General features: G+C 43.2%; 10 protein-coding genes. 9 read left to right on the top strand and 1 reads right to left on the bottom strand.

Features of this window, described 5'->3' with window-relative positions:
• Window positions 1-9: 9 nt before the first annotated feature.
• Window positions 10-708, bottom strand: a complete 699-nt coding sequence (locus AC2FA3_RS00375) for a MiaE family protein (RefSeq protein WP_490507802.1) — start codon at window positions 706-708, stop codon at window positions 10-12.
• Between the two features lie 569 nt (window positions 709-1,277).
• Between AC2FA3_RS00375 and AC2FA3_RS00370 the strand changes: the two genes are divergently transcribed.
• The 9 genes from AC2FA3_RS00370 (at window position 1,278) to AC2FA3_RS00330 (ending at window position 13,880) form a co-directional block, all read left to right on the top strand.
• Entirely contained in the window at window positions 1,278-3,476 is a 2,199-nt protein-coding gene (locus AC2FA3_RS00370) for a malate synthase G (protein WP_490507801.1), read from the top strand.
• Window positions 3,477-4,312: 836 nt separating this feature from the next.
• On the top strand, window positions 4,313-5,377 hold the full coding sequence (locus AC2FA3_RS00365) for a porin (protein ID WP_490507800.1): 1,065 nt from the start codon (window positions 4,313-4,315) through the stop codon (window positions 5,375-5,377).
• A 228-nt stretch (window positions 5,378-5,605) separates the two neighbouring features.
• Window positions 5,606-7,240 (top strand): CTP synthase, encoded by a 1,635-nt coding sequence (gene pyrG / locus AC2FA3_RS00360; RefSeq protein ID WP_201563085.1) that lies wholly within the window; start codon window positions 5,606-5,608, stop codon window positions 7,238-7,240.
• 256 nt (window positions 7,241-7,496) lie between these two features.
• On the top strand, window positions 7,497-8,372 hold the full coding sequence (gene kdsA / locus AC2FA3_RS00355; protein WP_490507799.1) for a 3-deoxy-8-phosphooctulonate synthase: 876 nt from the start codon (window positions 7,497-7,499) through the stop codon (window positions 8,370-8,372).
• Between the two features lie 36 nt (window positions 8,373-8,408).
• The gene (locus tag AC2FA3_RS00350) at window positions 8,409-8,663 is read left to right on the top strand and encodes a heavy-metal-associated domain-containing protein (protein ID WP_298909230.1); all 255 of its coding nucleotides are present in this window, start codon (window positions 8,409-8,411) and stop codon (window positions 8,661-8,663) included.
• 205 nt (window positions 8,664-8,868) lie between these two features.
• Window positions 8,869-9,093, top strand: a complete 225-nt coding sequence (locus AC2FA3_RS00345; protein ID WP_298909229.1) for a heavy-metal-associated domain-containing protein — start codon at window positions 8,869-8,871, stop codon at window positions 9,091-9,093.
• A 320-nt stretch (window positions 9,094-9,413) separates the two neighbouring features.
• Entirely contained in the window at window positions 9,414-11,762 is a 2,349-nt protein-coding gene (locus AC2FA3_RS00340; protein WP_298909227.1) for a heavy metal translocating P-type ATPase, read from the top strand.
• A 358-nt stretch (window positions 11,763-12,120) separates the two neighbouring features.
• The gene (gene eno, locus AC2FA3_RS00335) at window positions 12,121-13,437 is read left to right on the top strand and encodes a phosphopyruvate hydratase (protein WP_490507798.1); all 1,317 of its coding nucleotides are present in this window, start codon (window positions 12,121-12,123) and stop codon (window positions 13,435-13,437) included.
• A gap of 134 nt (window positions 13,438-13,571) precedes the next feature.
• Window positions 13,572-13,880, top strand: coding sequence for an FtsB family cell division protein (locus AC2FA3_RS00330; protein ID WP_201608851.1), 309 nt, complete (start codon window positions 13,572-13,574; stop codon window positions 13,878-13,880).
• The last annotated feature ends 101 nt before the right edge of the window (window positions 13,881-13,981 follow it).

Below are 13,981 nucleotides of genomic sequence, written 5' to 3'. Positions count from 1 at the left end.
TTGTAAGACCTAAGTAGGTTCACCGCTATGAAAACGCAGCTCAGTATCTGGGCTTGCTATCAGCTCTGACTCTACTGCTTTAAAAAACGCCATGCGCTCGTCGATATTGTCCTTAGACAATGACTGCGCTAATGCCAAATAATCTTCAAAATGACGGCTTTCTGATTTAAGTAAGTAGCGATAATATTTCGCCAAACGCTCATCATTGATGACTTCAGCCAATGCGGCAAAACGCTCACAAGAACGCGCTTCAATAAACGCTCCGATAATTAATACATCTATCATCGCTTCTGGCTCGTAGGTACGTTTATGTTTCAGCATGCCTTTGGCATAACGTCCGGCACTTAGGTATTCCCACTCTTGCCCGCGCTCATTCATGATACCGAGCACTTGCTCATAATGCAGCATCTCCTCGCGTATCAACTGCGCCAATTTACGCTGTAAATCATAAGAGAACTCGTAGCGAAATAGTAGGTTCATCGCTGTACCAGCCGCCTTCTTTTCACAATTGGCATGGTCTTGAATGATTAATGGCAAATCAGCAATAGCAGCATCTACCCAAGCTTGGGTGGTGCGCGCACCTAAAAACTCATAAATATGGGATAGGTCTACCTTTATAGGCGTTCGTAATTGAGTAATATCAACGCTATCTTCTTGAGCGTCATTTTCTTGGGTTAAAGTTGCAAGGTTTTGTGTATTGATAGTCATAGTTTTATCGGGCTTTATTGAGTAGTTGTAAGGCGGCATTTATTGAATAATGATGAAAAGGTCTGAAAATAAATATGTCTGCTATATTGGCAAATATCTTTAATGGCGCTTGGCATGGCGGATAATCTGACGCGCTTGATGCTTTTAAATGTTTTACCTTAATAGATAACCATTAAGCATAAATTGAGATAGTAATGATTACTTACCGTTTATACATCATTTCAATCATTGTGCTTAAGCAAGCCAGTTACGGCATCTAAAGCCATACGTCTCATAGAGTATCATTTATATACAGCCTAAGTATTTACTTTGTGAATGATGTTTCCTTGTTTATTTCATTATTTGATAGTAGGATGAGATTTTGCTTTTGGGACATTCTGTCTTACTATTGATTGCTAGTAAATAGTTGCATACTCAGTATTATATCAACTATCTATGCTAGCGCAAAAAGTAAGGGTTATCGCCTTAGTATTTGCTCAAAGCTGGTCTAAATAGTAGCAACTTAGATCTTAACTGCGATAGTAGTAACCCGGGATTAACACACTTCACGAACAGATAAGGATAACAATATGAGCCAGTCTTCTAACGCCAATCGTATTCAAAAGGGCATTCTTGCCATCGATAAGCAGATGTTCGATTTTATTGAAAACGAAGTGCTGCCGAAAGTCGGTGTGGATTCAGACAGTTATTGGTCAGGTTTTGAAAAGGTCATTAAGGAGTTTACGCCGCGTAATAAAGCGCTGCTTGCGACCCGTGACAAAATCCAAGCCCAGATTGATCAATGGCATCTGGACAATCCTGCCAAAGACGGCGACATTGACTATCCTACTTATAAAGCGTTTTTGCAAGAAATTGGCTATCTGTTACCAGAAAGCGAAGATTTCAAAGTCAGTACCCAAAACGTCGACGACGAGATTGCCCATATCGCAGGACCGCAGTTGGTCGTACCAGTACGTAACGCGCGCTACGCATTGAACGCGACCAACGCTCGTTGGGGCAGCTTGTATGATGCTTTGTACGGCACAGACGTGATCAGCGATGAAAATGGTCAAGAAGCAAAAGGTGGCTACAACCCAACTCGCGGCGCAGCTGTCGTGGCATATGCCAAAAAATTCTTAGATGAAAACTTTGCGTTAGCATCAGGTTCATACAACGATGCAACTGGTTTTAAAGTTGTCGATGGCAAGCTTGAAGTGCTGCAAGGTGATAGCAGTACTGAATTAAAAGATGCCGCTCAGTTTGCAGGTTTTGTCGGCGAGGCTGAAAACCCAACTGGTATTTTGTTAAAAAACAACAACCTACACGCTGAAATCCAAATCGATGGCAGCCATCCAGTGGGTAAAGACGATCCAGCTAACATCAAAGACGTATTACTTGAATCTGCTATCACGGCGATTCAAGATTGCGAAGACTCAATCGCGGCGGTAGATGCCGAAGAAAAAGTAGAAGTGTATCGTAACTGGTTTGGTTTGATGAATGGCGACTTGCAAGAAACCTTTGAAAAAGGCGGCAAAACCCGTACACGTAAACAAAACCCAGATCGCGAATATACTACGCCAGCTGGTGGCACCCTTACCTTACCAGGTCGCTCATTATTGCTAATCCGTAACGTTGGCCATTTGATGCAAAACCCTGCGATTTTAGTCGATTTGGGTAACGGTCAAGAAGAGATTTTTGAAGGCTTGATGGATGGTTTGATTACACCGCTATTGTCTTTAAATGATTTAAAAGGTAACAGCCAGCTATCAAACTCACGCAAAGGTTCGATGTATATCGTTAAACCAAAAATGCATGGTCCTGAAGAAGTCAAAATGGCAAACGATTTGTTTAATGCCTCAGAAGACTTATTGGGCTTAGAACGTAATACCCTTAAAATCGGTATCATGGACGAAGAGCGCCGTATGACGGTCAACCTAAAAGAAGCGATTCGCCAAGCCAAAGAGCGCGTTATCTTTATTAATACCGGTTTCTTAGACCGTACCGGTGATGAGATGCATACCAGCATGAACGCCGGACCTTTCGTACGTAAAGGCGATATGAAGTCAGAAGCATGGCAGCCAGCTTATGAGCAGTGGAACGTTGATATCGGTTTAGAGACGGGTCTACAAGGTCACGCTCAAATTGGTAAAGGCATGTGGGCGAAGCCTGATGAGATGAAAGAGATGATGGAAACCAAAGCCGCTCATCCACAAGCGGGCGCTAGCACAGCGTGGGTACCATCACCAACGGGTGCCACCTTACACAGCATGCATTATCATCAAGTGAATGTCGCTGAGGTGCAAGACAACCTAAAATCACGTGAGCGTGCCAGCTTAGATGACATCTTGACCATTCCATTGGCAAAAAACACCAACTGGACGGAAGAAGAGAAGCAGCAAGAGCTTGATAATAATGCTCAAGGCATCTTAGGTTATGTCGTACGCTGGGTAAACCAAGGTGTTGGTTGCTCTAAAGTACCTGATATTAATGATGTGGGTCTAATGGAAGACCGTGCGACACTGCGTATCTCAAGCCAGCATATCGCTAACTGGCTGCATCATGGGGTCATCAGTGAGCAACAAGTAATGGATACCATGAAGCGCATGGCAAAGGTCGTCGATGAGCAAAATGCTGACGATAATGGCTATCAGCCCATGGCAACTGACTTCGATAACTCGTATGCCTTTAAAGCGGCTTGTGATTTGGTGTTTAAAGGTCGCGAGCAGCCAAGTGGTTACACTGAGCCGTTGCTCCATCAAGCACGCCTTGACTTAAAAGCCAACTGCTAAATTAATCGAGCCATATTATTAATTAAATGATATAACTAGCGTTAGTTATTATTAAGGGGCTTTGCTTTCAATAACGCGAAAGAGGACTCCATCCGAGGTTAGGGTGGAGGTGAATTTCGCTTAGTTTTTATTATAATTTTATACAAATTAGTTAGTGAAAATCCTTAAAATAATCTTTAATATCAATATTACGGCAGGACATGCCGTTTTGTCTGTGGAGGGTAGATGTAGTAAAGTCACCCATTGAAGCAGAAAACTTGTGACACCGCGAGGATTTCACCTAAGAGCCAACGCTTTTAGAATCCCTCACTTGAGCTTGTTGAAAGTGGTGGGAGTATGTCAAGTATAAGTAGCCTGCTAACGTTTTGTTTTTAATAAGCATATTAAATATAGTTTATATCCTTATTACTGATATTTCTCAATAACACCTCTATTCGCCCATGGCGAGTAGGGGTGTTTTTTTGTCCCTAATTAAATATGGGTTAAACCTCATAGTGGACATGGCTTTGAAGATTTTTTGTCATTAGAGACGTAAAAAATATGTTGCAAATTATGTCAAAGTTGTTATGCTTGTACTCGAAGTATGAGTTTGGTAACGGATGTTACGCAACAGAGCGATAAAGACCAACGTTTACATGGCAGTTACGATTTCGATCCCAGTTATGTAAGTCATGGTTTTTTTCATCTTACGGTAATAGAACTTCGCCACACTTGTTTCTGACTAATCTCGGTAGCCAGTTACACATTATATCTTTGAGGATTTGTGACGATACCATTTTGGGCACCGGCTAATAATAGCTCGCTCATTACTAAAATTGTAAAGTGGAGATACCCCCATGAAAAAACTACTTTTAGCTACAGCAATCGCTGCCCTATCTGTATCTGCAGCCAATGCAGCCCCAACTCTATATGGTAAAGCTTTTTTAGCGGCTGACTACGTTAATGCTGAGTTTGATGGTCCTGCTAGCAACATGTATGATGAAGATACAGTAGAGATTAACTCTCATGCTTCACGTATCGGTATCAAAGGCTCTGAAGCCATGACTGCTAATACTGATGTTATCTATCGCTTAGAGTACGGCACAAGCATTGATGGCGACAAAAACGGTTTCACTAACCGTGATACATATCTTGGTGTTGTAAACAAACAGTTCGGTGAATTCCGTGTTGGTAAAAACCAATCAACTCTAGCTAGAGTTGACAACGTTGTTGTTAACCAAGGTTATTTTGATAACTTAGGTCAGACTCAAAATGAGAATGAAGTTGTTTCTGCGTTAAACATGGCAGATAGCAACCGTATCGCAAGTTCAATCATTTGGACTGCACCAAAATACGACGGTCTACCACTAGAAATCTCTGCAATGTATAGCTCTGATGATGTAAACGGTAATGACAATGCAGGCTTTGGTGTTGCGGCGTTGTTTGATCAAGGTACTGGCTTCACTGCTGGCCTAGCGTATGATAAAGACCAAAATATCGTTGGTGATATCATCCGTGGTACTGCAACTGTAGATTTAGGTAAATACATGGCAGCTCCTATTACTTTAGGCGCTCTATATCAAGTAGCAGATTATGATTATGGCTCTTCTAAAGAGAAAGGTCTGGTTGTAAGCGCTCAAATGGGTCTAAATAACTTTGCCCGCCCAGCTTCTATCTATACTCAGTACAACAATACTACTAACCTAAATGGTTTTGATAATGCTGACTCGGATCAAATCGTTGTTGGTGGTAAGTATATGTATAAAGACAACATCATTGCTCATGCTTATGCTGGTATGAATAAAGCTGACAATGTTCGCTATGCATATAATACTGGTACTTCAGACAAACCTGTATATACTGGTGTACGTGGCGATGCAGAAGTATTCGTAATCGGTACTGGTCTAGAATACTTATTCTAGTATGAACTAGAATTTGACTCTAAAAAAACTCATCCTTCGGGGTGAGTTTTTTTGTTGTGACCTTTTTAGAGCTGCAGTGGGTTATAATAGCTACGTATTTACGATGACTACGCACTTAAGATGACTAAGCGTTAAAAACTGAGTGTTTTAAAGAGTTTGCGCTTTTGCCCTATATTTTGTGGCGTATTTTTAGTAAAATCCTTCTTTACCAATTACCGACAGAGTACTATGACCAAGTTTATATTTGTGACCGGTGGGGTAGTGTCCTCACTAGGAAAAGGTATTACCGCCGCATCCCTTGCTGCCGTGCTAGAAGCACGTGGCGTAAAAGTGACGATGACCAAAATGGATCCGTATATCAACGTCGATCCAGGTACGATGAGCCCGTTCCAGCACGGCGAAGTGTTCGTCACCGAAGATGGCGCTGAGACCGATTTAGATTTGGGCTACTATGAGCGTTTTTTGCGCCATTCAAAGATGAGTAAGAGCAACAACTTCACCAGTGGTCGTATCTATCAAAACGTTTTGAATAAAGAGCGTCGCGGTGAATATCTAGGCGGTACGGTACAAGTGATTCCGCATATCACTGATGAAATCAAAAGCAAAATTCTTGCCAGTGGCGAAGGCTATGACATCGCCATTATCGAGATTGGCGGTACAGTTGGTGATATCGAATCACTTCCCTTTATGGAAGCTGTACGCCAAATGCAAGTAGAGCTAGGTCGCAATCGCGCCATGCTGATGCATTTAACATTAGTACCTTATATCGCCAGTGCTGGTGAAACCAAGACTAAGCCGACCCAGCATTCAGTAAAAGAGCTGCGTTCGATTGGTTTACAGCCTGATGTCTTAATTTGCCGCTCAGATCACCATATCTCACCAGACAATCGCCGCAAGATTGCGCTATTCACCAACGTCGAAGAGCGTGCGGTTATCATGTGTGAAGATGCGCAAAGTATTTACCAGATTCCGCGCACCCTGCATGAACAAGATCTTGATGACTTAATCTGTGAGCGCTTTGGTCTTGATTTACCAGAAGCGGATTTAAGCGATTGGGATAAAGTGGTTGAAGCACAGCTGAATCCTGAAGCGACGGTGACGGTAGCGATGGTTGGTAAGTATGTTGAATTACCGGATGCCTATAAGTCTATCAATGAAGCCTTGCTACACGCTGGCATCACGCATAAAGCCGACGTGAAAATCGACTATATTGATGCTGAATTGTTAGAAACGGATGATGCTTTATTTGCCCGTCTAAACGATGCTGATGCTATTTTAGTACCGGGCGGCTTCGGTGAGCGCGGTACCAATGGCAAAATGAAAGCCATTACTTATGCGCGTGAAAACAACGTACCTTATCTTGGTATCTGCCTTGGTATGCAGCTGGCTGTGATTGAGTATGCGCGCAATGTGCTACATATCGATGCCAACTCTTCTGAGTTCCATCGTACGGCGGCTGAACCTATTATTGGTCTGATTACCGAATGGTTAGATGAGCGCGGCGAATTGCAGATTCGTAGCGATGATTCAGACCTTGGTGGCACCATGCGTTTAGGTGCACAGCAAGCGGAACTGGTTGCTGGTAGTAAGCTTGCCCAAATCTACGGTTCAACCAATATCACTGAGCGTCATCGCCATCGTTATGAGATGAACAATCGTTATATTGAGCCATTAGAGCAAGCAGGTATGAGCATATCTGGTTATTCGGCTAAGCAGCATTTGGTCGAATCGGTTGAGATTCCTACTCATCCTTGGTTTGTCGCGGTACAGTTCCATCCTGAATTTACCAGCTCGCCACGCGGTGGTCATCCACTGTTTAATAGCTTTGTAAAAGCCGCAAGAACCTATAGCGATAATAAATAATCGTTATCGCATGACAGCTTGATCGTTATAAAAAAGACTGATTTTCGGATTGGTCTTTTTTTTGGACTTTATTTAGCCATTTTTTAATAGCGGTTTCTAGCAATAGCGCTTTTATTAAGTAATCTACAGTATCAGCGAGATGTAATTACGCTTAGATACTTTTTTTCATGTGGCTATCGGTTACAATATGAGAAAGTAGCATTAATAATAACTGTTGATAACGACAGTAAATAACAAGAATGAGGGTCACCGCTTCATGGAAAATCTATTAACGGCGCAATCACATATTCAGCTTACAACGCCAAATGGCAATACAATCAATATCGGTAATGATCAGCCGTTTGTATTGTTCGGTGGCATGAATGTCTTAGAATCAAAAGAATTGGCGTTTGAGATTGCCGAGCAGTATGTTGATATATGCCAACGTTTGGGCATCGGTTATGTTTTTAAAGCCAGCTTTGATAAAGCCAATCGTTCAAGCTTACATTCTTATAGAGGTCCTGGATTAGAGCAAGGTATCGATTGGCTTGGGCAAATTAAAGAAAAATTCCAAGTGCCAATTATCACTGACGTCCATGAACCTTATCAAGCAGCGCCCGTTGCTGAAGTTGCTGATATTATCCAGCTGCCAGCGTTTTTATCGCGTCAAACTGATTTGGTGCATGCGATGGCAAAGACTGATGCGATTATTAATATTAAAAAAGCGCAGTTTTTAGCGCCGCATGAGATGCGTCATATCGTTAATAAATGTCTTGAAGGTGGTAACGATAAGCTGATACTTTGTGAGCGCGGTAGTGCCTTTGGTTATAATAATCTGGTCGTCGATATGCTTGGTTTTGATACCATGAAGCAGATGGATATTCCGGTATTTTTTGATGTAACCCATAGTTTGCAGCAGCCGGGTGCGCGTAGTGATAGTGCCGGCGGACGCCGTGAGCAAATCACAACCCTTGCCCGCGCAGGTATGGCAACAGGACTAGCTGGATTATTCTTAGAGGCGCATCCAAACCCAGAAGTTGCAAAATGTGATGGCCCGTGTGCGTTGCGAACCAGCCAGTTAGAGCCGTTTTTACGTCAGCTAAAGCAGATCGATGATTTGGTTAAAGGCTTTGAGGTATTGGATACGCATTAATAATGTTAACAATGATATCGATGAGAGGGTAAGACGATGGCGATTAAAATAGCGCAGGTAAGTATCGAAAATATCGATGATACCGAAGGGCTTGAGAGCGTGATGACGGCGCTAAAAAACATTACCGGTGTCACTAAAATTGAGCTGGAGCCTGAAAATGGTGTTGCCTTTATCCGTTATGATGATACGCAAACGACCATCCATGCTTTCGTTGCGGCAATCAGTATGGTCGATTACGTCACTCAGCCGTTTCCTATCGATGCCCCGCAAAATCCACGTTATCAGGATTAGCAGTTAGGCACTGATAAATAAACAGCGCTTTCATAAAGTAGTTTCGTAAAGATACGAGCAATCAAACTTGTTGTTCAGCTTAATTGGGCTTATGCTAGTTCAATGCTGCAATGGCTGTATTTAGAAAACAGCGATAAAAGCAGTTTATTAAAGCTATAAAGATACTCACTCATAAAAACTCAGTTATAAAAATAAGGAGCCTCTCATGGCAAACCAAACCCGTGTTATTAAAATTGATGGCATGACTTGTGGCGGCTGTGTGGCAAGCGTCCATAATGCCACCGCCGATATCGATGGTTTAGATGATATCAGTATCGAGCTTGCAGACAATCAAGCGACAGTCACCTTTGATGATAGCAAAACCAGTGCAGAAGTCATTGCTGCTGCTATCGATGAGGCAGGCTTCGATGCAACCGTTGCTAAATCGTAAGCATTGTCATTTAGTTAAGTAAACCAGCTATCATGGCTGGTTTTTTAATGGATATTTAAATGGTTTTTTTAATGAGCAATCACTATTCATACATATTAAGTTGCTTCTATCATGGTGCTGAGCGTTATTAAGCTATAGAGAGTGACATACTTGAATAGCCATTATTCGTATCCATTTAATATTTAGTATCCATTAAGATTCATATTCAACTTTAAAACGCTTTACTTGTTTCATTTAGATTTCTCCTCCACTGATATTTTTATGGCCATATCAATTGATAAACGCTATAAAGTGCTATAACGCAATAACGAGTTCTATTTATGAATGATTCTACCCGTACCAGCAATGAGCAGTCCTATGATGTTGAAACTGATATTCAGTCCAATACGACGACATCGCCTACGCGTGCACACTTGCAACTGGCCATTGATGGAATGACGTGTCAGGCCTGTGCCTCAAGAATCGAGAAGGTACTGAACAAAAAACCATCGGTATATGAGGTGAGTGTAAACTTCGCTGGCGAGACCGCCAATGTGGATTATGACCCAACGCAGACCACACCTGAGCAGGTCACAGAATGGGTAAATAAAACCGGTTTCGTGGCCAATTTACAAGCAGCCGATAGTTTGTTTGCACAAACAGACGAGGATACCGCGACTGAGTATCCGTGGCGCTTGATTGGGTTATGGGTTTGCTTGCTGCCGTTTTTAGTTGGTATGGCGGGCATGCTTGTCGGTCAGGGTATGGCGTGGATGCCACCCGTTTGGATTCAGTTTGTCCTAGCGACGATTGTACAGTTTGGATTGGCATTACCCTTTTACAAAAGCGCTTGGGCGTCTATTAAAGGTGGTCTTGCCAATATGGACGTACTGGTGGTCATCGGTACGGTCACTATTTGGGCGTATTCAACGTATCTATGGCTGACCCATGGCGATGGTACGTTAAATAGTCTGCTGCAAAGCGGTCATGGTAGTGGACACGGACCAGCAGTGTATTTTGAAGCAGGGGTGATGGTCATTGCTTTTGTGCGTACGGGTAAATATCTTGAAGAGCGCACCAAAAAGCACAGCTTAAACAGTATTGATTTACTATTGTCATTAACCCCCGATGAAGTCGAGCAGCAGCAGCCGAATGGCGACTTTCATAATGTTGCGCTGCAAGATGTACAAGTAGGCGATATATTGCGAGCTAAGCAAGGCAGCCGCGTGGCAACCGATGGTACAGTTATCGATGGTAGTGGCTGGTGTGTGGAGAGTCATTTAACCGGCGAGTCCGTACCGCTCAAAAAAGAAGTAGGTGATGGACTGCTAGCAGGCGCTCTCGTCGAAAACGGCAGCTTACTCTATCGCGTTAGTGCTAAAGGTAGCGATACGAAGCTCGGTGATATGGTACAAGCGCTCAGTGATGCGCAAGGCTCAAAAGCCAATTTAGCGCGCCTTGCTGATAGAGTAACGGCTATTTTTGTTCCTGTCGTAGTGACGATTGCCTTGGTCACCTTTGGGTTGACATGGTGGCTAACGGGTATGATTGACACGGCGTTAATGCATGCCGTGTCGGTATTGGTCATTGCTTGCCCATGTGCGCTTGGTTTGGCCACGCCAGCGGCTATCATGGCTGGTATGGGCGTCGCCGCGCGTCATGGTGTTTGGTTTAAAGACGCGCAAAGCTTAGAGGCGGCAGGTAATATCGATACCGTTGTTTTGGATAAAACGGGTACATTGACCATTGGCAAGCCTGCTATCGTCGATAATGTGATGGTAGATAAGTCACTAGCCGTTGATGATGTCCTGCAAATTGCCGCAAGTGTTGAGGCGCATGCCAGTCACCCATTAGCGACGGCATTGATTAACGCGGCTACTGAGCGAAACTTGCCATTGATGAATGTCACTGATATTAGCGTGATAAAGGGCGCTGGTATACAAGCAAATATCGAAGGCTTAGGCTTAATAAAGGTTGGTAGCGCAGAGTTTGCTAATTTGACGCTACCAAAGCTGATGCCAAAAGTATGGCAAATCGCCAGTACGGTCGCTATTAGTATTAACGATGAGCCGCTCGGTGCTTTTGCCCTTGCTGATGACCTAAAGGATGACACGCCGCAAGCCATAAGAGCGCTACAAGATGCTGGCATCAATGTCATTTTGATGAGTGGTGATAAGCAATCGGTCGTTGACCATGTAGCAGGGCAGTTAGGTATCGAGCAAGCGTACGGTAAAATGAGCCCACGTGATAAAGCCAGCCAAATTGCTTTATTGCAAACGGCAGGTCATAAAGTTGCCATGGCAGGGGACGGTGTCAATGATGCGCCAGCGATGGCAACTGCCGATGCCAGCTTTGCCATGTTTGAAGGTACGGATGTCGCGCAGCACAGTGCTTCTGCGCGCTTGATGGGCGAGTCACTCATGCATATCGATGCAGCGCAAAAAATTGCGAATGCAACGGTGCGTAATATCAAACAGAATCTATTCTTTGCTTTTATTTATAATTGCCTTGGTATTCCGCTTGCCGCTTTCGGCTTTTTAAATCCTATGATTGCCGCGGCTGCAATGGCGCTCAGCTCTATTTCAGTATTGATGAACGCGTTACGTTTGACACGATTTAAAACCGAGGTTGAGCTGGATAACACCGTCTCTGGCGCACATAGCAATAGCAAACGTTTAACAAAAGCGTAAGCGTTATATCACTATTAATAACGGCACTAACAAAACGCTTTGATAACGACTACTATCGCTGCTCATATAGGGCTTTATGGACGCAAGTTGGTGTAAGATAAGGGAAGTTTGGCAAAATTTATGCTATGATGCCAAGCATTATAGCCGACGCTTAAAGTGCCAAACCAACTTTTCACTATTCGCAAAATCATGCGCTAAATAAGCGGATTGTATCACTGGTATCAGATGATATAAATCGTATAAACAGGCAAGACTGGTTTGGGCATATTCGCTATACGATATTTTTTATCTTTTTTGTATTCTAGTTGCCGTTATTTATCCCACAAACTTGGCATGACCAAAGGAATTAACAGACATTATGTACGCTGAAGAAACCACCAACGTCACCGCAATTAAAGACATTCGCGCTCGTGAGATTTTAGACTCGCGCGGTAACCCAACGATTGAAGCCGATGTTATCCTAGCCGATGGCACTATTGGCCGTGCTGCTGCCCCAAGTGGCGCCTCTACTGGCTCACGTGAAGCGCTTGAGCTGCGTGATGGCGACAAAGATCGCTACATGGGTAAAGGCGTCAAAAAAGCCGTTGCCAACGTCAATAGCCAGATTCGCAGTGCGCTAATGGACAGAGATGTCACCGAGCAGCAAGCCATTGATGACGCTATGATTGCGCTCGATGGTACAGAAAACAAAGACAACCTTGGCGCAAATGCGATATTGGCTGTGTCTCTTGCAACGGCAAAAGCTGCTGCCAAGTCACAAAGTCTGCCACTACATCAATATATCGCAAACTTACGCAATCAGACGTCATTGACGATGCCTGTACCCATGATGAATATCATCAATGGTGGTGAGCACGCGGATAACACCGTTGATATCCAAGAATTTATGATTGAGCCCGTTGGTTTTACCAGCTTCTCAGAAGCGCTGCGTGCGGGTACAGAGATTTTCCACAGCTTAAAATCTGTCCTAAAATCGCAAGGCTTGAATACAGCCGTCGGTGATGAAGGTGGTTTTGCACCAAACCTGCGTAGCAACGAAGAAGCTATCACCGTTATCATGCAAGCGATTGAGCAAGTCGGCTATAAAGCAGGCGAAGACATTCATCTTGCCCTAGATTGTGCGGCTAGCGAATTTTATAAAGATGGTCAATATATCTTGGCAGGCGAGGGTAATAAGTCCTTTGATAGCCAAGGTTTCTCTGACTATCTCGTTGGCTTAACGCGTCAATATCCTATTATCTCTATCGAAGACGGTCTTGATGAGTCAGATTGGGATGGCTGGAAGTATTTGACTGAGCAGATTGGTGATAAAGTCCAGTTGGTTGGCGATGATTTGTTTGTGACCAACCCTGCTATCTTGCAAGAAGGTATCGATAAGAACATTGCTAATGCGATTTTGATTAAGTTTAATCAAATTGGCACCTTATCAGAAACCCTAGATGCGATTTATCTGGCGAAGAAAAATGGCTATGCAACGATTATCTCGCATCGTTCAGGTGAAACTGAAGACAGCACCATTGCAGATTTAGCAGTTGGCACAGCAGCGGGTCAAATCAAAACTGGCTCACTATGCCGCTCAGACCGTGTCGCGAAATACAATCAGCTACTACGTATCGAGCAACAAGTACGTGCAAGCTACCGTGGTCGTGAAGAGTTTATCGGTCTACGTGGCTAATAAGCTGAAGCGCTAAGAAGTTGGGTTTAAAACTAAGTGCTATATTGTCATTCATATGATGATATAGCGCCTAATAAGTTCATCTAATTTTCGATTTTAATTATTATCTCTCCATCATTTGGCGTTAACAATTTATGAAATACTTTAGCCAATTTATCTTACTTGCTTTAGCGGTCGCTGTACTGTTAGGACTACAATACCAGTATTGGCTGGGTGAAAATGGTCAGTTTGAGCATAATAAATTGCTGACACAGATTGATGAGCAGCAACGTTTGAATGACAATCAAGTGGCGGCAAACAACTTGCTACGCACTGACGTTCATGACCTAAAGACCGGTCTTGAAGCGGTAGAAGAACACGCGCGTTTAGACTTAGGCTTGATTAAGCCAAATGAGACTTTTGTACAAGTATCAACGGCACCTACGACGCATAGCCGTTATTGATTTTAACTATTGCAAAATAAATGGTTATCTATAGTTGTTCTGCTTATATTTAAATTACTCTTCTTTTTAAGATTCCTTTCTATCTAATCCAGTCATATCAT

Source organism: Janibacter sp. CoH_79_TC_3 (genome assembly GCF_058197955.1).
The sequence above is the reverse complement of the archived record's forward strand: the minus strand, read 5'-3'. Positions and strand labels throughout refer to the sequence as shown.

Excerpts from the sequence above, each read along its gene's own strand:
- AC2FA3_RS00375 (WP_490507802.1), bottom strand. The coding sequence starts at position 708 with ATGACTATCAATACACAAAACCTTGCAACTTTAACCCAAGAAAATGAC.
- AC2FA3_RS00370 (WP_490507801.1), top strand. The coding sequence starts at position 1,278 with ATGAGCCAGTCTTCTAACGCCAATCGTATTCAAAAGGGCATTCTTGCC.
- AC2FA3_RS00365 (WP_490507800.1), top strand. The coding sequence starts at position 4,313 with ATGAAAAAACTACTTTTAGCTACAGCAATCGCTGCCCTATCTGTATCT.
- pyrG (WP_201563085.1), top strand. The coding sequence starts at position 5,606 with ATGACCAAGTTTATATTTGTGACCGGTGGGGTAGTGTCCTCACTAGGA.
- kdsA (WP_490507799.1), top strand. The coding sequence starts at position 7,497 with ATGGAAAATCTATTAACGGCGCAATCACATATTCAGCTTACAACGCCA.
- AC2FA3_RS00350 (WP_298909230.1), top strand. The coding sequence starts at position 8,409 with ATGGCGATTAAAATAGCGCAGGTAAGTATCGAAAATATCGATGATACC.
- AC2FA3_RS00345 (WP_298909229.1), top strand. The coding sequence starts at position 8,869 with ATGGCAAACCAAACCCGTGTTATTAAAATTGATGGCATGACTTGTGGC.
- AC2FA3_RS00340 (WP_298909227.1), top strand. The coding sequence starts at position 9,414 with ATGAATGATTCTACCCGTACCAGCAATGAGCAGTCCTATGATGTTGAA.
- eno (WP_490507798.1), top strand. The coding sequence starts at position 12,121 with ATGTACGCTGAAGAAACCACCAACGTCACCGCAATTAAAGACATTCGC.
- AC2FA3_RS00330 (WP_201608851.1), top strand. The coding sequence starts at position 13,572 with ATGAAATACTTTAGCCAATTTATCTTACTTGCTTTAGCGGTCGCTGTA.